This is a genomic window from Bacillus multifaciens (assembly GCF_030756675.1).
Lineage (GTDB): Bacteria > Bacillota > Bacilli > Bacillales > Bacillaceae_G > Bacillus_A > Bacillus_A multifaciens.
Window position 1 is genome coordinate 38503 of record NZ_JAVBXD010000016.1, and the last position, 17878, is coordinate 56380.

Consider the following 17878-nt stretch of genomic DNA (forward strand, 5'->3'; position numbering starts at 1 on the left):
GTCAAATTGGATTTATATAAAGCCTTCTTTTTCTATAGGTGGACGAGAGCATCTGGCCGTGTATAGAAGCGGTCAGATCCATATTCTACTACATGCCATGTTTAAAACAGGGGAGCGAGTGGAGGTCATGCTGTATTTTGCATTGCATAGCAGCGGAACGTTCAGAATTAGTAGAATGTTGGGGCTTTTCGCTGGATTTAGATAAACATCTTAGGCTTACTGTTATAAGACAAGCTTTGAAATAGATACAGGAGGGATTAAGGTTGATTAAACCATTAATTGAGTTTTGTGTTGGCAACCTTGCAAATGGTGCACAAAAGGCACGTGAACAATTAGAGAAAGATCCAAATTTAGATGTGATTGAGTATGGATGTCTTGGATATTGCGGTGTTTGTTTTGAAGGGCCATATGCGCTTGTGAACGGTGAAGTTGTAAAAGGGGAAACACCGGATGAACTTGTGAAAAATATATATGATTATTTAGATGAAAATCCGATGTTTTAGGGCGTTGCAATGAGGCAGCGTCTTTTTCAGTTGAACGTATAAAATTATTTCGAAAGAGCAGGTTAACAAATTAGGAGATACAAAAAAAGAAAGCCCTTTGTCTGAGGGCTTTTTTCTTACACCATATGTGTAAGCACGACATTGTTACGCCAAAATTGTCGTTGAATATGAGAAACGGGGGACATTCTTATTGTTTTCAAAAAGCGCTCATTTTATACTTATAACAATCAAAAATTTTGGAGTGAAATCACATGGCACAATTTTCTTTCACAAAAATGCACGGACTTGGGAATAACTACATTTATGTAAATATGTTTGAAGAACAAATTGCAGAAGAGCATCTTGCACAAGTTGCGGAAAAAGTATCAGATGTGAATACTGGAATTGGTTCCGACGGGATGATTTTAATTTGTCCTTCTGACGTTGCTCCTGTGAAAATGCGTATTTTTAATAAAGACGGTTCAGAAGGAAAAAGCTGCGGTAATGGGCTGCGCTGCGTTGCAAAGTACGCATATGAGCATAAACTAGTAGAAGAGACTGTGTTCACAATTGAAACGTTAGCAGGAATCGTTACAGCAGAAGTAAAAGCTTTCGATGGAATTGTAACTTCAGCTACAATAGATATGGGGGCACCTAGGTTAAAACGCGTTGATTTACCAATGTTAGGTGAAGGAGAAACGCCATTTATTTGTGAAGATTTCCTTTATGATAACCACCGTTATACATTTACGGCTGTCTCAATGGGAAATCCGCATGCTGTTATTTTTGTAGAGAATATTGAAGAAGCACCGCTTACAACATTAGGACCTGTATTAGAAACACATGAGATGTTTCCGGAAAGTGTAAATGTCGAATTTATTGAAGTACTAGATGATCATGAAATGCATTTTCGTGTATGGGAACGTGGTTCTGGCATTACACAAGCATGCGGAACAGGAGCATGTGCTGCAGTTGTAGCTGCAATCTTAAATGGAAAGATGAAGCGAGGACAAGAAATCACGGTTCATTTAGCAGGCGGAGATTTAATGATTACATGGACAGAAGAAGGAACAGTTCTCATGAATGGTCCAGCAGAAGTCACTTGCAGCGGTGTATATTATTATAAGATTGAAGAGTAAAGATGTATAATAGAACGATAGAAGAAAGGATGGTGGATTCTATGATTACTGTAACAGAACAAGCAGCATATCAAATTAAAGATATGTTAAAAGACGCTGAAGAAGGAGAAAGATACGTTCGCCTTGCTGTACACGGCGGTGGATGTAGTGGTCTTTCTTACGGCTTAGGATTTGAAAGAGAACCAAATGAAGACGACACAGTTCTTGAATTTTTCGGTGTTGAATTTGTTATTGATAAAGAAAGTGCTCCAATTGTAAAAGGAGTAAAAATTGATTATAAGCAATCGATGCTTGGCGGCGGATTTACAATCGACAATCCAAACGCGATCGCATCATGTGGCTGCGGATCATCTTTCCGCACAGCAACGAATGCTGGTAAGCCTGAAGAATGCTAATGTTAGATAGCATTTATGTAGTGCGTATCTTTAAAGATTAATCATACTAACCTTCTTGACGATGAATGACTAAGTTCACTCGTTAAGGGGGTTTTTATTTTGTGAGGAAATAGGAGAAAATGGCGAAAAAGGTAGAAATTTGAGATTTTTTGTTGTTATTTGCTCATTTTCATGATATTCTATAATAGAGAAGATGGTTTTTCTTTTTAAATTAACGGAATTTTCAGAAAATAATTAGATAGCTTTTTCCCATTTCCTCTTTCTTGTACGTCTCTACATTTAATTACTATATACAATAAAAAGCACATATGCCTAGCTATTATTTCTAAAATCGAAAAACATAATGAACTAATAAATCAAAAAAACGTAATATGAAATTAAAAACGTTTTCAAGGAAGAGTGTATGATCCCCCTTACAAAAAATTAGGGAGGCATAGAACATGGGAATTTCTACACTACTATTAAATGCATTTATTATTATTATTTGTATCCTTAGTTATCAAGTATTTTGGTTAGATAAGACAGAAAAAAAACCACATAATAATATATTAATTTCTTTTTTTTCATCGATCGCAATTGTTTTTTGTATGACATTCCCTATTCATTTACATGATGGGTATATTTATGATTTGCGGTTTATTCCTATTCTTTTAGTACTTCTATATGGAAATACAAGAAGTATTATTTGTATAAGTATTGTATATATGGGGTATCGATTTTACTTAGGCGGAAACGGCTTTTTTTCATCAGTTATTATATATACTATAACTACAGCTGTTACGACAATATTACGTTATTTTCTCCCTATTTATTTTAGGAGAAAAAAAATATTGTTTCACACACTATTGCTTTTGATTTGTACGAGTTTTTTTTCTATCTCTGCGCTAATGAATCAAATTGAAATATATGGTAAAATTGAAACGGTTTTTATTGGATTTTTGATTAATTATGTACTGGTTAACGCCTTCACAGGAGTATTGTCTATTTATTTAGTAGAGGGAATGATTGAGAAATTTAAAATGAAAGAAAAAATTCAAAGAGCTGAAAAGTTTTATACAGCTAGTGAATTAGCCGCATCGATTGCACATGAAGTTCATAATCCGTTAACGACTGTATATGGATTCACGCAATTATTCCGTGAAAACGAACTGTCAAAAACATCTCAAGATGAATACTTGAAAATTATGTTAATGGAATTAGAAAAAGTACAATTGATTATCAATGATTATTTATCTCTAACAAAACCACAAAATACAATAAAAGAACGACTAAATATAAAGTGTATATTTCGGGAAGTAACAAATGCGATTTCTCCGCTAGCATTTTCATACAACGTTGAAATACAGAAAGATATTCCAGAGTGTTTGTATATAAATGCGAATCCTGAAAAATTAAAACAGTGCTTCACTAACATTTTACAAAACGGAATTGAAGCTATGATAGATGGTGGAGTGTTACAAATTCATGCACAAAAAATCAAAAGTCATATTGTAATTGATATTATTGATTCGGGAATTGGAATGTCCCAAAAAGAAGTAAAGCGAATTGCCACGCCATTTTATTCAACAAAAGAAAAAGGGACTGGACTCGGCACTATGATTGCATACAGCATTATTAGAGAGTTAAATGGAGATATAGAAATAGAGAGTTCAAAAGGAAAAGGAACATGCTTTTCTATCATTATACCTTGCTAACGAAAAAGAGCGTCTAAGGCTGGACGCTCTTTTTGTATACATAGAAACGGTCATCTCCTGTTCGGTGTAGCAGCAACTTATATGTTATGATCTGTCGATTTCACAAAATGTTCAAAAAATTTTCTTTTGAAAATGCAAAAGTTATAGTATCATCTAATTAAGAAGAATTTTTCGACAAATAAAGACAAGTTTTTACAAAAAGAAAAAAGTTTTATGTGATTATTTTTCATTCTAAGTCTTGATTTCATAGAAAATAAGGAGGAATGATGAAGGTGAAAAAGCATTGTAAATTACTTAATAAATCTTTCAAAGAATTGGTACAGGAGAATAAACAAAAAATACTGAATGATAAACAAGAGATGGAAAAAATTGAACAACGTATTGAACAGCGTTATGGGGCGAAAAAGTCAGCCTCGTAATAAGCTATATACAAGTTGAAAACTGACAGAAAAATCTCTTTCTTGTTAGGTGGGATGAGGGCGTTTGGTCATTAATGTAAGCGGTTTCCTGGTACGTATGAGGTTTTAAACAAAACGAAAATGAAAAGAAGATAACCAATTATTTGTAGTAGTCGGTTATCTTCTTTTTTTAGCGTTTTTTTCACTGTGTTACAAAATCCTCTTCTGAAATAACAATAAAACCATGTCGTCTAAATAATGCGGTCGTAACGCCGTAACCATCTTGTTTTTGCCCATTAAATTCACCTGTGTAAATGACAGAACTTCCGCATGATGGACTGCGTTCTTTTAGGATAATATACTCAGGGTTTAGATCTTTTATTTGTTCTAATGCTTTGTAGGCACCCGCAATAAAGATTTCTGTGACATCATTTCCACTGCGATCGATAACCTTCGCCCTTCCATCTAGTACATCATCGCCATTGCCCCCGATAATTTCAGCAGGCATACGAGGTGTCGGTAATCCGCCTAACACTTCAGGGCAAATAAGAATTGTTTCTTCCTTTTCGAGTAGTTCTTGAACTTTTGCAACGAGATTGTCGTTTCCATCATAACGGCAAGCAATTCCAGCTAAACATGCACTGATTACAATCATTTTTTCACCTCATTTGGAAGAATTTATTTCCATCATACAATAAATTTCCTCGCCAATTTTATATATTTTCTCTTATTTATAAAAGGGGGCGATGAACATGAGTAAATTGTATTCATTAATGAAGCAGCATAGTGAATTTCAAAATAAAGAAGAATTTAATACATATCAGCAGAAAGTTTTGACGCAGTATCAATCTCAAATTAACAAAACGGATTTTCTTGTTATTTGTTTGTTAGGGAGATATGCGGTGAATGAGAAACAAAAAACGGTTGGTGTTGCATGTCCGTTAATGGAAACGATCGCTGTGAAAATAGAGAAAAGTATACGAACTGTGCGCCGTTCTGTGGCGAGGCTTGAACAACTTGGGATTATTAAGCGTGTGTTCACAAAAGAAAGGCATAAGCGCGGCGGAATAGCGGGATTGTTTTGTATAATCCATTTGAAAGTGAAAAAGAAAAGAGTCATGCGTTTGAAGCATAACTCCTTTCTTTCAATCAAATTTCCGTACAGTTGGAACGCGGATTGCGATAAAGAGTACAAAGACAATGACCGCAATGGCACCGCTTTTCATAACTGTAACAATCGGTATTCCAGCTGCTAAGGCAAGTGAAGTAACTGCATAAGAAACAGGGATAAAGCCCATCGATGATAACATAAGTAAGCTCATAACGCGGCCCATCATTTCTTCCTTTACAGTTGATTGAATCATAGCCATTAGCGGCACAATTGCCATTGCGATCGTAATGCCGTAAAAGCAGCCGGAAAGAAGCGCTTGCCAAAGTGTTGTACTGAAATTAATAGACAAGAAGAAAACACCTGACAACAGCATCATAATAATGCAAAATAATCCGCGGCGGCGATTAATATTTCGCAGTCCAACGATAACAGCGCCGATGGCCATTCCGCCGCCAACTGCTGCTTCTAAATAACTAAATTGTAAAGAGTCACCGTGCAGTACATTTTTTACGAACAATGGAAAACCAACTTGCATTGGCCCGATTAAAAACAAATTTAAAAAGGCACTACAAATAAGGAAGGTTGATAAAAAAGAAGATTCTTTCACATAAAGAATGCCTTCTTTAATAGAAGTGAACATACCTTTATTTGCTTGTTTTTCTTCTTGTCCTACGTTTGAATGCACCTTTTGAATGAGTATGGCAGCGACTATTAATAATAGAATGGTTATTGTAAAGATTGTCTCATAATTACTGAATTTAATCAGTATCCCGCCAAGGACAGGGCCGAAGATAACTGATGCTTGATTCGTCATTTGTGTAAGTGAATTTGCTTGTGTAAGGCGATGCTTCGCTACGAGCTCAGGTAAGATAGAACCATCAGCGGACCAGAAAAAGGCATCGGCTAAGCCGAAGAATAGTGCAAATAAAGCAAATGTGTATAGTGTGACGTGCCCAACAATAAACCAAATGAGAATGATCGTGACAAGAAGTGCTCGAACGATATTAGAATAAAACATGATATTCTTTTTCGGGAATTTGTCTGCAACAGCTCCGCCGATAATCATGAAGATGAGGCGGGGAACACTAAGAGCGACAAAGACAACGCCGAGTGATGCTTCTAAATTTAATGTTTTTGCTATGTACCACGTTTGGGAAAACGTAAAAAATGCTAAGGCAAAGCTTGAAAATAGAGTGGCTGCCCAAAGAAATAGGAAGTTTGTATTTTTTAATAAAGGCATTTCCGTTTCTGCTAGGGCAGGTTTACTTTTCTGTAATTCTTCCATATGAATCCCTTTCTGTCATATGTCTTTTTATCTTTGTTAACAGTTTCTAATCTTTCTATACAGATACTTTTTTATTGTATTCAAAAAAGTGCAATTTGCCCAGCGGATTTTTCATGTTGAAAAAGGAAAAACCACCAAACGTCTCTTAGGGGAGATATTGGTGGTTGTGTTTTTAGCTAGGGGATCCGTTCTTATTGAGAGAAATTATCCTTTAAGGACTTTAATTCCTTTTACCATATTCCAAATAAAGTAGTATAGGCTAATTAGAGCACAAATGCATACCACAATTACTGAACCAATCGCAAGTGCCTTATCAGGCTGATTAAAACCAACATCCATAATTCCTAATACTGCAAGTCCGATAAAGGTAGCGATGCCTGGAATAATATGTGTCCAAAGGGCACGTTTAGCGTGACTTCTTGTTTCATAATCGCCTACGATCCAAACAATAATTGGGAACAAGATAGGTGCAAAGAGAACACTGAAGTACGAAAGCGCAGATAAAATTTTATTTCCATTCATATGTATCACCTCATAAATTTGTTTGCTTTTGTTTGTTGTTTATACGTTTATTATGTAGGAGAACGAATGGACTTGCTATCGCCGAATCTTACAGAAACATAACAGTTTTGTAAGATTTGGCGATATGTAATGTAAGGCTTTTTTTGGAGATTCAGTGTTATATTCATCTGTTGATTAAAAATCGTATATAACGGTATGACAAGGAATAAGTATGAAAAAAGACACAGCATCTACTGTGTCTTTTTAATGTATTAAGATAGCGCAATGTAAATATCAACTTGAGCGTCGTTTGGATCGAAAGCTCGTTCATCATACAGTTCGAAGTCTGTTGTGAACGCACGTTTATTTTCTTTTGACCAGTTCCAAATGTCTTGCCATGCTTCTATAATGATTTCGGATAGCGGTCCTCGGCGCGTTGTAAATACGGCGTATGTAGCAGCGGGGATCGTGAATGATGTCATGGTTTCTGGTGTATCAATAACAGTGGAAACAGGGACACCAATTGTATACGTATAGAAGCCTGTTTCATCAGATTCATAGTTGGAATATAGTGCGAGCGTTTCTGTTTGTGTAGTCCGATTTGGAATGAGGTTGCTAATTTGTTCTTGGAAGTATTGATTCCATAGGTGAGGGATTTTTCCGTCGCTTGACATTTCCAGTTCATTGTTTGTAGTAATAGAGACACCAATGGCTTGAAAAGCTTCTTTTTTTACGATTTTAGGTTGCATCATTGTATCATCCTCTCTTTTTGAATAGGAACAAACGTTCCTGCTTATTGTACCATAATTATACAGGGAGAGGATAGTGGATTGTGTGTCGAACATCGTCGAAGGATCTTTATATTGTGTCGAACCGCCGATAAATGCCTCACTTCCGCCGATATATCGTGAAAATCGCTGATAAATTGCTGGGCACATAAAAAAGAGACTGATTCAAAGGTACATCTTTGAATCAGTCTCTTTTTATTAAAACATACTAGAGCTATGCATTGGTTGCAGCTTTGCATTTGGATCGAAGTACGCTTTTGCGTTGTTTACTGCTGTTGGTGCTTCGCCAAATCCGCATGCAATTAATTTTACTTTTCCTTCATATGTGCAAATATCACCAGCTGCGTAAATACCAGGGATATTTGTTTCCATTTTGGAATTTACAACGATGCTGTTTTTTTGGATATCTAAGCCCCAGTCTTTAATTGGACCGAGGGAAGAGACAAATCCGTAGTTGACGATGACATCATCAACGTCAATGACAACTTTCTCTTCTGTTTTCACATGTTGAAGGACAACCTGTTTAATTTTCTCTTCACCGATCAGTTCAATTGGAATGTATGGTGTTTTCACTTGTGCGCGAGAGTTCATTAACGTTTCAACGCTATGCTCATGTGCGCGGAATTTATCACGGCGGTGAACGATTGTAACTTCCTCAGCGATTGGCTCTAACATCATTGTCCAGTCTACTGCAGAATCTCCGCCGCCAAAGACGACAACGCGTTTGCCGGCAAATTTATTCATATCATCAACGAAATAGTGTAAGTTCGTTTTTTCGAATTTTTCTGTTCCTTCTAATTCTAAACGACGTGGCTGGAACGCACCGTTTCCAGCTGTAATGATGACGGACTTAGAATAGTGTGTTTCTTTATTTGTTACAAGTTTGAACACGCCATCTTCTTGTTTCTCTAATGTTTGAACAGCCTCTTCTAAGCAAATGGTTGGTTCGAACTTGCTCATTTGTTCTTTTAAATTGTTAATCAGTTCTTGTGCACGAATTTTTGGAAAACCTGCGATATCATATATGAACTTTTCAGGATACAATGCGGATAATTGACCCCCGAGTTGTGGCAAGCTTTCGATAATTTTTACGCTTGCTTGTCTCATACCGCCATAAAAAGCTGTGAATAATCCAGTTGGGCCTCCACCAATAATAGTGATGTCGTATACCTTTTGATTTTCTGTCACTGTTTACTCCCCCTATAATTAGGAAATTTTTCGTGCTTCTCCTATATACACTCGTATGTATGTTATACGAAACTTCCATGAGCGGAGTGCAAGCGCACTCAAGACAAATGATATCATATTTTATGAAAAAATACCGTAGAAAACGACTGAATTGTGTATGCGCTTTGTATGGATATATTATATATAGAAGAAACTCGCCAATAAGTAAAGGATGTAATGTTTGGTAATTATGTGTATTTTTGTTGGTGTTTCAATATATATACGGCATAAGAGAAAGCGAAAGAGTCCAGTAAAAAGCTGTATTTGCTTAGTAAATAAGCAAATGTCGAAAAACTTAAAAAGGGCATATTATTTTAATATATCGATAATTTTACAAGTGCTTGAAAAGTAAAGAGAAAACGACTAGTATAGGAAAGTAAATATATTAATTTTTTGTGACAAATTTCGTAACAATTTTTGAACTTGTTATTGATAATGTTAAGAATGTGAAAAATTTTACATTCTTAACATTTAATTTGTTTTAGCACTATTTTTATTATTTTTAACTATCTATATAAAGAAGAGGAGTGTGATTAGGTTGAAGAAGCCCAAAATAGTAGTTTTAGGCGCAGGTTATGGCGGAATGATTACTACTGTTCGTCTGCAAAAAACATTATCTGTAAGTGAAGCTGAAATCACATTAGTAAATAATAACAGCTATCACTATCAAGCAACTTGGTTACATGAAAGTGCAGCTGGTACGTTGCATCACGACAAAGTTCGTTTAGACATTAAAGATGTAATCGACACAAACAAAGTAAACTTCGTGCAAGACACAGTTGTAGAAATTAAAGCAGCTGAAAAGCACGTTATCTTAAAAAATGGCGAGCTAGAGTATGATTACTTAGTAATCGGCCTTGGTTTCGAGTCTGAAACATTTGGAATTAAAGGATTAAAAGAGCATGCATTCTCAATCGCTAACATTAATGCAACTCGGCAAATTCGTGATCATATGGAGTACATGTTCTCACTATATGCTTCAGAAAAACGCGATGAGTTAGTTACAATCGTTGTCGGCGGTGCTGGATTTACAGGTATCGAGTATGTAGGTGAGCTTGCAAACCGTATTCCTGAACTTTGCAAAGAGTATGATGTTCCTCGCGAAAAAGCGCGTATCATTTGTGTTGAAGCTGCTCCAACAGCACTTCCTGGTTTCGACCCAGAGCTAGTTGAGTATGCTGTAAAACAATTAGAGAAAAAAGGTGTAGAATTCCGCATCGGTACAGCGATTAAAGAAGCAACTGAAGAAGGTATTATTGTTGCAAACGGCGACGATGTAGAATTATTGAAATCTGCAACTGTAGTTTGGGCTGCAGGTGTACGTGGTAACGGCATTGTAGAAGAGTCTGGCTTTGAAGCAATGCGCGGCCGTGTAAAAGTGGATGAGTACATGCACGCTCCAGGTCATGAAGAAGTATTCATGGTTGGTGATGCAGCGTTAATTATTAACGAAGAAATTAACCGTCCATACCCACCGACAGCACAAATCGCAATTCAACAAGGTTACAACATTGCGCATAACTTAGCTGTTCTTGTTCGTGGTAAAGGCGAAATACAAAAGTTTGTATTCGATAACAAAGGTTCTGTATGTTCATTAGGTCATGACGATGCAATGGGCGTTGTAATGGGCAAAAAATTAACTGGATGGAAAGCTTCATTTATGAAGAAAGTAATCGATAACCGTTATTTATTCATACTTGGCGGACCTTTATTAGTTCTTAAAAAAGGTAAATTAAAACTATTTTAATTTGTAATTCAAAACAGAAATGGCTATTATAGCTATTTCTGTTTTTTTTGTTTTTGGTTTTACTGAATATTCAGCTGTTTGTAAAGTTCTTTTTCAAAAGGGGGACGCGTTCTCCTTTTGAAATCTTTATAGTATAATGAAAGAAAAGAATGAATATTCTGTTCGTTTGATCGGAAGGGGTTTCTAGTAATGAGTAAACGTGGAAAGGTATGGTTAGCGGTAAGTGGTCTTGTCGTAACGTCAGATGGAAGATGGCTTGTCGTTAAGAAAAACTATGGCGGATTAAAAGGAAAATGGTCATTGCCTGCTGGTTTTGTCAATGAAGGCGAAACAATCGATCAAGCAGTGCAGCGTGAAGTGTTAGAAGAGACAGGAATTGCTACCTGTGTGAACGGAATTGTAAGTGTGCGATCAGGTGTAATACAGGGTGAGATTAGTGATAATATGATTATTTTTCTTTTAGAGCCAAAAGGAGAAGAGATTGTTATTCAGGAGCGAGAATTGTCTGAAGGAGCGTTTTTATTTCCAAAAGATATCATAAATGATGAAAGTGCTTCTGTGTTAATACAGTATTTATTAGAAGCGATGCCATTTCCGCTTTTACAAATGGACGGGACGTTAAATCCAGGAGATCAGTTTGGTTATACAGCATATAACGTTTTTGTAGGAAATACAGAAAATAAATAAGAAGGGATGGAAATAATGAGCATACCTGTTTTGTTAATTTCGATGATGTTATTCTTAGTTTTATTTTTTGGAATTGGTTTTTTATTAAATATGATTTTGCGGGCAACATGGGTGATGCTTGTTGTATATCCGCTTATTTGTGTATTTATTATTGATAAAGTTGATTTCTTAGATTACTTTGTAAAGCCGAAAGAAGCATTTTCTTCATTAGGAACAAGTTTTCTTCATCTTGGACAGGCTGACATTTTCATTTTATCAACGGGGTTAGTTGGCGCTGCTCTATCTGGTATTGTAATCAAATCATTACGGCAACGTGGATATCAAATGTTTTAAAGCTCCTTTCTGAGGAGTTTTTTCATGAATATTTTCTTCATCAGTTGGGGCACAATAACGATGAAGGAGTGTGGAAAACGAAAATGATAAAACAATATAGCATTCGCATGATAATGGTTTGCTTATTTGTAGCTGCATTGTGTGTAACTTGGCAAGCTATGTCAGGAATCTCTCTTTCTGAAATGATTCATATGTATAAGAAAAATGAAGTGAAAGTCGTACATGCAGCTGAAGAAAATAAGCAGGCGATTCCAAGTGCCGAAGTGATTCGCGCTTTAGAGAATGCAAAAGATTGGTCAAAGTATCGCCAGGTGGAAGTTACTGCAACAGGATATACAGCTGGTAGGGAGTCGACAGGAAAAACAAAAGGACATCCTCAGTACGGGATTACATATTCCGGGGTGAAGGTAAAACGAGATATATATTCAACAATCGCAGCTGACCTTCGCGTATTTCCGATTGGGACAATTCTGTTCGTTCCTGGATATGGCTACGGTGTTGTGGCGGATAAAGGCGGTGCAATTCAAGGGGATCGCCTTGATTTATATTATGAAACCGTGCGAGATGTATATAATCAATGGGGAAAGAAAAAAGTGAATGTTTACGTTGTGAAAGTGGGCAATGGCAAACTTACAGAACAAGATTTAGTGCTTTTAAATGAAGACGAAACATTGCAAGTGTTTCGCGCGCAATATTTAAAACAACAGTAGTCTAGACGCTTGTAGCGCTAGACTTTTTTTCGTTTGTTATCATAGAGTGAAATGGAGAAGAAAAAACGCGGTAAGGGGAGAGATATGATGAAAGATTATCCTTTAGCGTATTATGATTTTTTTATAAAATATAATGAAGGTGATTATTATACGTGCCATGATTTATTAGAAGAAATGTGGCTTGAGGACCGAGGGAATTTGTTTTTAAAAGGTTTATTGCAAATGACAGTTGCACAGTATCATTATAGCTACGGGAATATAAAGGGCGCACGAATGATGATGGAAGTAGCTGAAATGTATTTGACTCCCTATTGCAAGGTTTATTGGAACTTGAATGTTGAAAAAGTTGTACAGTTCATTCAAACGTGTCGTGAAATGTTACCAAAAGAGATAAATCAAATTCCATATGAGCAAATTCAGGATTTGCCGAAGTTTCCGCCATTTATTTTATATATGGAAGAAGTTTGAATTATCGCATTTTCCTGAAAATAAAGGTATAATAGGAAGAGAAAAAACAGGGGGTGCTGACATGTTTCTAGTACAAAAAGAATTAGCAAGTCATGAAGCAGTAGTTGTTGCATTATTTGAAGATGAAGTAATGAGTAGTTTTGTAAAGGAATTAAACGAAGCGTTTGATGGACATTTACAAGTGCTACTAGATGAAAAGGAAATTTCTCCAAAGAAAAAAGTTATTTCGAAAGTACATAGCTTAGGAAAAACAGATGTAAAGCGTTATTATTTTGTTGGTCTTGGCAAAAAAGAAAAATATACGACAGAAACGCTGCGCGGTGCACTTGGAAAGTTAGCGAAAACATTGCAAAGTGCGAAAGTGAAAAGTGTGGCATTTATGTTAGATTCATTTGTTACAGAAAAACTGGACGCTGTTGATGTTGCGCACATTGCTGCAGAAACATATTTCCTTGGTACATATGAGTTAGTAACATATAAAACAGATAAAAAAGAAGCGCATCAATTAGATAGCTTTGTTGTGATTACAGAGGAAGATACGCAAGAAATTGAAGCTGCCTTAACAGTTGGCTATGTACATGGACGTGCTACAAACTCTGCGCGTACGCTTATCAATATGCCGCCAAACATGTTGACAGCAACGGCTTTAGCAAATTATGCTGTTGAACTAGCCGAAAAGTATGATATGGATTATAAAGTTCTCGAGAAAGAGGAAATGGAAGAGCTTGGAATGGGTGCTCTACTTGCGGTAAACCAAGGTTCTACAGAGCCTCCAAAAATGATTGCTCTTTTATATAAAGGAAAAGAAGAGTGGACAGATGTAATTGGCTTAGTTGGGAAAGGGATTACATATGATACAGGTGGCTATTCTCTAAAACCACGTGAAAGTATGGTTGGTATGAAAGGCGATATGGGCGGTGCGGCAGCTGTTCTTGGCGCAATGGAAATTATCGGTGAACTTCGCCCAGAGCAAAACGTAGTGGCTGTTATCCCTTCGACAGATAATGTGGTAAGCGGAACTGCATTTAAACCAGATGATGTGATTACATCAATGAGTGGTAAAACGATTGAAGTGTTAAATACAGACGCAGAAGGCCGCCTAGCGTTAGCTGACGGTATTACGTATGCGAAGAATCTTGGAGCGAATTACCTTGTTGATGTTGCAACGTTAACAGGTGGTGTTATTGTAGCTTTAGGAACTCATACAACAGGTGCTATGACAAATAACGAAGCATTTTATGAGCAAGTGTTAGAAGCATCGATGGAAACAGATGAGACAATTTGGCAATTACCGATTTTCGAACTCGATAAAGAGCGTGTTCGAAATAGTAAGTTAGCAGATTTAAATAACTCCCCAGGACGTGAGGGCCATGCAATTATGGCAGGGGTATTCCTTGGAGAATTTGCAGAAGAAACACCTTGGGTGCATTTAGACATCGCGGGAACATCTGATACAAGTAGCGCACATGACTTAGGTCCAAGCGGAGGGACAGGAGCAATGGTGCGTACATTGGCAACGTTTGTTGAAAGATTTGGAAATGAAGAGTAAGTGAGGAAAGGGTTGGCATTTGCCAATCCTTTTTTTTGGTATGCATCAATGGTTTTCTACGATAAATAGGGAATTAAATGTTGTAAAAAAATAAAAAATATTGAGGGAAGCATAATTTTTTTCATATAATGAGACTATGCTGATTGAGAGGAGAAAACAACATGGAATGGAAAAAAGAATATGAACGCTGGATTTCCTTTACAGATTTAGATGCAGAGTTAAAGCAGCAACTAGAAGAAATGCAAAGTGATGAGAAGAAAATTGAAGATAGTTTTTATAAAAATTTAGAGTTTGGTACAGGCGGTATGCGCGGAGAATTAGGTGCCGGCACAAATCGTTTGAATGTGTATACTGTTCGTAAAGCAACAGAAGGTTTAGCTCATTTTATTGAAAAGCAAGGCGAAGAAGCAAAAGTACGCGGCGTTGTTGTTGCATACGATTCTCGTCATAAATCTCCAGAGTTTGCAATGGAGGTGGCAGCAACATTAGGTGCTCACGGTATTAAAACATACGTATTTGAAAGTCTGCGCCCAACACCAGAATTGTCCTTTGCGGTGCGTTATTTACATACGTACAGTGGTATCGTTCTTACAGCAAGCCATAACCCTCCGGAATATAATGGTTACAAAGTATACGGAGATGATGGGGGACAATTGCCTCCGAAAGAAGCGGATGAGTTAATTCAATATGTAAATCATGTAAGTGATGAATTGACAGTAGAGGTTGCCGATGTAGAGCAATTGAAACAAAACGGTCTTCTACAGATTATCGGTCAAGAAGTTGACGATGCATATTTAGAACAATTAAAAACAGTTATTTTGAATAAAGAGCTTGTGAAGGGAATTGGACAAGATTTAAAAATCGTCTTCTCACCTTTACATGGAACATCTAACATTCCGGCTCGCCGCGGATTAGAGGCAGTTGGATTTAAAAATGTAACCGTTGTAAAAGAACAAGAACAGCCAGATCCAGACTTTTCAACAGTAAAATCACCAAATCCAGAAGAACATGCTGCGTTTGAATTGGCAATTCGATACGGTGAAGAAATTGATGCAGATGTATTAATTGCAACAGATCCAGATGCGGATCGTCTTGGCGTTGCAGTTCGCAATCATGATGGTGAGTATCAAGTGTTAACAGGAAACCAAACAGGTGCTTTAATGCTAGAATACTTATTATCACAAAAGAAAGAACAAGGTATTTTACCAACAAACGGTGTTGTATTAAAAACAATCGTTACATCAGAGTTAGGACGTACAATCGCAAAATCTTACGGACTTGATACAATTGATACGTTAACTGGCTTTAAATTTATCGGTGAAAAGATTAAGCAATATGAAGCGAGCGGAGAATATGAGTTCCAGTTCGGTTATGAAGAAAGTTATGGTTATTTAATTCGTCCGTTCTGCCGTGATAAAGATGCGGTACAATCTGTATTATTTGCATGTGAAGTTGCTGCATATTATAAAGCACAAGGTAAAACATTGTATGATGGTTTACTTGAAGTATTTGAAAAGTACGGATTCTTCCGTGAAGGTCTTGTTTCCTTAACGTTAAAAGGAAAAGACGGAGCAGAACAAATTCAAACTATGATGACGTCGTTCCGTGAAAATAGACCGACAGAAGTTGCGGGCTTAGAAGTAACGATTGCTGAAGATTATAAAGCAAGCGTTAGAACAAAAGTAGAAGAAAATGCGACAGAAGAAATCAAATTACCAAAATCAAATGTATTAAAGTATTATTTGGCAGATGGATCTTGGTTCTGCTTACGCCCATCGGGAACAGAGCCGAAAATCAAGTTTTACTTCGGTGTGCAAGGTGATTCCTTACAACATAGTGAAGAGAAACTTGAAGCGATTAAAAAAGCTATTATGAATCGAGTACAATAAAAAAGGGAGAAATCCCTTTTTTTTTATTGCATAAAGATTTAATAAATAAGTAAAAGGTACATGTATTGAGAATACTTTGTCGTAGAAAAATAATGGAAAAAGGACTGCGCATAACAAACTGTTTCATGGGAAATGGCTTCTCAAAATAAAGGATTTCTTTCACAGAATCAGTTGACATGGCGCTCGTTTATTATGTTATCAATCTATGACAAGTTTGAGGAAACCTTGACTAATGAAGAGACAATCATGTAAAATTTGTAGGGAATGTCACTTTGTCATAAAAAACAAGGGAATATTACAAAGCAAAAAGGGTGTAAGATTCCTAGAGAGATACTATACAAGAGTTACTATGACGAGGTACTTCATATTTATGTTCTCTATATTAAGTGTGCTTTGTACAATAAATTTATCCTGTGTAGGATAAATTAACTGATAGGAAATAAAAAAATGTTCGCCATGTAAAACCATAAAGAAAGAGGTTGTAAACATGAAAAAAGTAAGAAAAGCTATTATTCCTGCTGCTGGTCTTGGAACACGTTTTTTACCAGCAACGAAGGCAATGCCAAAGGAAATGTTACCGATTGTTGATAAACCAACAATTCAATATATCGTTGAAGAAGCAGTGGCTGCGGGTATTGAAGATATTATTATCGTTACAGGTAAAGGAAAACGTTCGATTGAGGATCATTTCGATAATGCCTTTGAATTAGAGCAAAATTTATTAGAGAAGAAAAAGTATGAGTTACTTGAAAGAGTACAAGCTTCTTCTAAAATGGTTGATATTCATTATATCCGCCAAAAAGAACCAAAAGGTTTAGGGCATGCAGTATGGTGTGCGCGTAAATTCATTGGTGATGAGCCGTTTGCTGTATTACTTGGAGACGATATTGTGCAAGCAGAAACACCTTGCTTAAAACAATTGATCGATGAGTATGAAAAAACATTATCATCTGTAATTGGTGTGCAAACAGTTCCAGAAAATGAAACACATCGCTACGGTATTATTGATCCATTAGAAAAAGATGGTCGTCGTTATCAAGTAAAACAATTTGTTGAAAAACCAGCACAAGGTACAGCACCTTCAAATTTAGCGATTATGGGTCGTTATATCTTAACACCTGAAATCTTCCGCTTCTTAGAAGAGCAACATATCGGTGCTGGCGGTGAAATTCAATTAACGGATGCAATTCAAAATCTAAACGAAATTCAACGCGTATTTGCTTACGATTTTGAAGGAAAACGTTATGATGTTGGTGAAAAGCTTGGCTTTATTCAAACAACAATTGAAATGGCGCTGCAACATGATGAATTAAAAGAAGATTTACTGCAAATTATGCAAAAACTAGTGCAAGAACAAGCGGTTAAAAATTAATTATTGATAGATGTGTAAGATTAGACATAGTGAATTGGAGAATGAGGTATTCTAAGGGAAACATCCAATTTACTATGTCTAATCTGTGCTTATAAATTGTTCT

18 protein-coding genes and 1 pseudogene are annotated in these 17878 nt (G+C 36.4%); 14 read left to right on the forward strand and 5 right to left on the reverse strand.

Annotation, left to right across the window (positions count from 1 at the left end; all coding sequences use genetic code 11):
* The first annotated feature begins 263 nt into the window (after nt 1-263).
* The 5 genes from Q9306_RS12170 (at nt 264) to Q9306_RS12190 (ending at nt 4129) form a co-directional block, all read left to right on the forward strand.
* Nucleotides 264-503 carry a YuzB family protein gene (locus tag Q9306_RS12170; protein ID WP_306198705.1) on the forward strand — a complete coding sequence of 80 codons (240 nt, stop codon included), beginning with the start codon at nt 264-266 and terminating at the stop codon, nt 501-503.
* A 251-nt stretch (nt 504-754) separates the two neighbouring features.
* A complete protein-coding gene (dapF, locus tag Q9306_RS12175) occupies nt 755-1621 on the forward strand; it encodes a diaminopimelate epimerase (RefSeq protein WP_306198707.1) in 867 nt (288 codons plus the stop codon).
* A 41-nt stretch (nt 1622-1662) separates the two neighbouring features.
* On the forward strand, nt 1663-2016 hold the full coding sequence (locus Q9306_RS12180; protein WP_306198709.1) for a HesB/IscA family protein: 354 nt from the start codon (nt 1663-1665) through the stop codon (nt 2014-2016).
* Between the two features lie 440 nt (nt 2017-2456).
* Nucleotides 2457-3710: an ATP-binding protein gene (locus Q9306_RS12185; protein WP_306198713.1), complete on the forward strand. Its 1254-nt coding sequence runs from the start codon at nt 2457-2459 to the stop codon at nt 3708-3710.
* Between the two features lie 266 nt (nt 3711-3976).
* A complete protein-coding gene (locus tag Q9306_RS12190; RefSeq protein ID WP_020063316.1) occupies nt 3977-4129 on the forward strand; it encodes an FbpB family small basic protein in 153 nt (50 codons plus the stop codon).
* A gap of 181 nt (nt 4130-4310) precedes the next feature.
* On the opposite strand, the gene Q9306_RS12195 is transcribed toward Q9306_RS12190, so the two are convergent.
* Nucleotides 4311-4763, reverse strand: coding sequence for a 2-thiouracil desulfurase family protein (locus Q9306_RS12195; protein ID WP_306198716.1), 453 nt, complete (start codon nt 4761-4763; stop codon nt 4311-4313).
* A 97-nt stretch (nt 4764-4860) separates the two neighbouring features.
* Here Q9306_RS12195 and Q9306_RS12200 point away from each other — a divergent pair.
* Nucleotides 4861-5175 (forward strand): annotated as a pseudogene (locus tag Q9306_RS12200) (helix-turn-helix domain-containing protein); the annotation flags it as partial.
* A 78-nt stretch (nt 5176-5253) separates the two neighbouring features.
* Here the strand turns inward: Q9306_RS12200 and Q9306_RS12205 are convergent.
* From Q9306_RS12205 to Q9306_RS12220, 4 genes are all read right to left on the reverse strand, one after another.
* Nucleotides 5254-6504 carry an MFS transporter gene (locus Q9306_RS12205; protein WP_306198719.1) on the reverse strand — a complete coding sequence of 417 codons (1251 nt, stop codon included), beginning with the start codon at nt 6502-6504 and terminating at the stop codon, nt 5254-5256.
* 204 nt (nt 6505-6708) lie between these two features.
* Entirely contained in the window at nt 6709-7026 is a 318-nt protein-coding gene (locus tag Q9306_RS12210) for a magnetosome magnetite crystal formation protein family (RefSeq protein WP_306198721.1), read from the reverse strand.
* Between the two features lie 251 nt (nt 7027-7277).
* Complete coding sequence (locus tag Q9306_RS12215) at nt 7278-7757, reverse strand: GyrI-like domain-containing protein (protein ID WP_306198723.1); 480 nt, start codon at nt 7755-7757, stop codon at nt 7278-7280.
* 234 nt (nt 7758-7991) lie between these two features.
* A complete protein-coding gene (locus tag Q9306_RS12220) occupies nt 7992-8981 on the reverse strand; it encodes an NAD(P)/FAD-dependent oxidoreductase (protein ID WP_306198724.1) in 990 nt (329 codons plus the stop codon).
* A gap of 577 nt (nt 8982-9558) precedes the next feature.
* On the opposite strand from Q9306_RS12220, the gene Q9306_RS12225 reads away from it, so the two are divergent.
* From Q9306_RS12225 to galU, 8 genes are all read left to right on the forward strand, one after another.
* On the forward strand, nt 9559-10767 hold the full coding sequence (locus tag Q9306_RS12225; RefSeq protein ID WP_306198726.1) for an NAD(P)/FAD-dependent oxidoreductase: 1209 nt from the start codon (nt 9559-9561) through the stop codon (nt 10765-10767).
* A 189-nt stretch (nt 10768-10956) separates the two neighbouring features.
* Nucleotides 10957-11454, forward strand: coding sequence for an NUDIX hydrolase (locus Q9306_RS12230; RefSeq protein ID WP_306198729.1), 498 nt, complete (start codon nt 10957-10959; stop codon nt 11452-11454).
* A gap of 15 nt (nt 11455-11469) precedes the next feature.
* Nucleotides 11470-11787 carry a YuiB family protein gene (locus Q9306_RS12235; protein ID WP_035433336.1) on the forward strand — a complete coding sequence of 106 codons (318 nt, stop codon included), beginning with the start codon at nt 11470-11472 and terminating at the stop codon, nt 11785-11787.
* An 83-nt stretch (nt 11788-11870) separates the two neighbouring features.
* Nucleotides 11871-12497: a 3D domain-containing protein gene (locus Q9306_RS12240; RefSeq protein ID WP_306198732.1), complete on the forward strand. Its 627-nt coding sequence runs from the start codon at nt 11871-11873 to the stop codon at nt 12495-12497.
* 87 nt (nt 12498-12584) lie between these two features.
* The gene (locus tag Q9306_RS12245; protein WP_306198735.1) at nt 12585-12965 is read left to right on the forward strand and encodes a DUF309 domain-containing protein; all 381 of its coding nucleotides are present in this window, start codon (nt 12585-12587) and stop codon (nt 12963-12965) included.
* Nucleotides 12966-13026: 61 nt separating this feature from the next.
* A complete protein-coding gene (locus Q9306_RS12250; protein ID WP_306198738.1) occupies nt 13027-14514 on the forward strand; it encodes a leucyl aminopeptidase in 1488 nt (495 codons plus the stop codon).
* A gap of 161 nt (nt 14515-14675) precedes the next feature.
* Complete coding sequence (locus Q9306_RS12255) at nt 14676-16403, forward strand: phospho-sugar mutase (protein WP_306198740.1); 1728 nt, start codon at nt 14676-14678, stop codon at nt 16401-16403.
* A gap of 487 nt (nt 16404-16890) precedes the next feature.
* On the forward strand, nt 16891-17775 hold the full coding sequence (gene galU, locus Q9306_RS12260) for a UTP--glucose-1-phosphate uridylyltransferase GalU (protein WP_306198742.1): 885 nt from the start codon (nt 16891-16893) through the stop codon (nt 17773-17775).
* Nucleotides 17776-17878 lie beyond the last annotated feature (103 nt).

Excerpts from the sequence above, each read along its gene's own strand:
- Q9306_RS12195 (WP_306198716.1), bottom strand. The coding sequence starts at position 4,763 with ATGATTGTAATCAGTGCATGTTTAGCTGGAATTGCTTGCCGTTATGAT.
- Q9306_RS12235 (WP_035433336.1), top strand. The coding sequence starts at position 11,470 with ATGAGCATACCTGTTTTGTTAATTTCGATGATGTTATTCTTAGTTTTA.
- dapF (WP_306198707.1), top strand. The coding sequence starts at position 755 with ATGGCACAATTTTCTTTCACAAAAATGCACGGACTTGGGAATAACTAC.
- Q9306_RS12190 (WP_020063316.1), top strand. The coding sequence starts at position 3,977 with ATGAAGGTGAAAAAGCATTGTAAATTACTTAATAAATCTTTCAAAGAA.
- galU (WP_306198742.1), top strand. The coding sequence starts at position 16,891 with ATGAAAAAAGTAAGAAAAGCTATTATTCCTGCTGCTGGTCTTGGAACA.
- Q9306_RS12230 (WP_306198729.1), top strand. The coding sequence starts at position 10,957 with ATGAGTAAACGTGGAAAGGTATGGTTAGCGGTAAGTGGTCTTGTCGTA.
- Q9306_RS12255 (WP_306198740.1), top strand. The coding sequence starts at position 14,676 with ATGGAATGGAAAAAAGAATATGAACGCTGGATTTCCTTTACAGATTTA.
- Q9306_RS12240 (WP_306198732.1), top strand. The coding sequence starts at position 11,871 with ATGATAAAACAATATAGCATTCGCATGATAATGGTTTGCTTATTTGTA.
- Q9306_RS12210 (WP_306198721.1), bottom strand. The coding sequence starts at position 7,026 with ATGAATGGAAATAAAATTTTATCTGCGCTTTCGTACTTCAGTGTTCTC.
- Q9306_RS12205 (WP_306198719.1), bottom strand. The coding sequence starts at position 6,504 with ATGGAAGAATTACAGAAAAGTAAACCTGCCCTAGCAGAAACGGAAATG.
- Q9306_RS12215 (WP_306198723.1), bottom strand. The coding sequence starts at position 7,757 with ATGATGCAACCTAAAATCGTAAAAAAAGAAGCTTTTCAAGCCATTGGT.
- Q9306_RS12245 (WP_306198735.1), top strand. The coding sequence starts at position 12,585 with ATGAAAGATTATCCTTTAGCGTATTATGATTTTTTTATAAAATATAAT.
- Q9306_RS12250 (WP_306198738.1), top strand. The coding sequence starts at position 13,027 with ATGTTTCTAGTACAAAAAGAATTAGCAAGTCATGAAGCAGTAGTTGTT.
- Q9306_RS12180 (WP_306198709.1), top strand. The coding sequence starts at position 1,663 with ATGATTACTGTAACAGAACAAGCAGCATATCAAATTAAAGATATGTTA.
- Q9306_RS12185 (WP_306198713.1), top strand. The coding sequence starts at position 2,457 with ATGGGAATTTCTACACTACTATTAAATGCATTTATTATTATTATTTGT.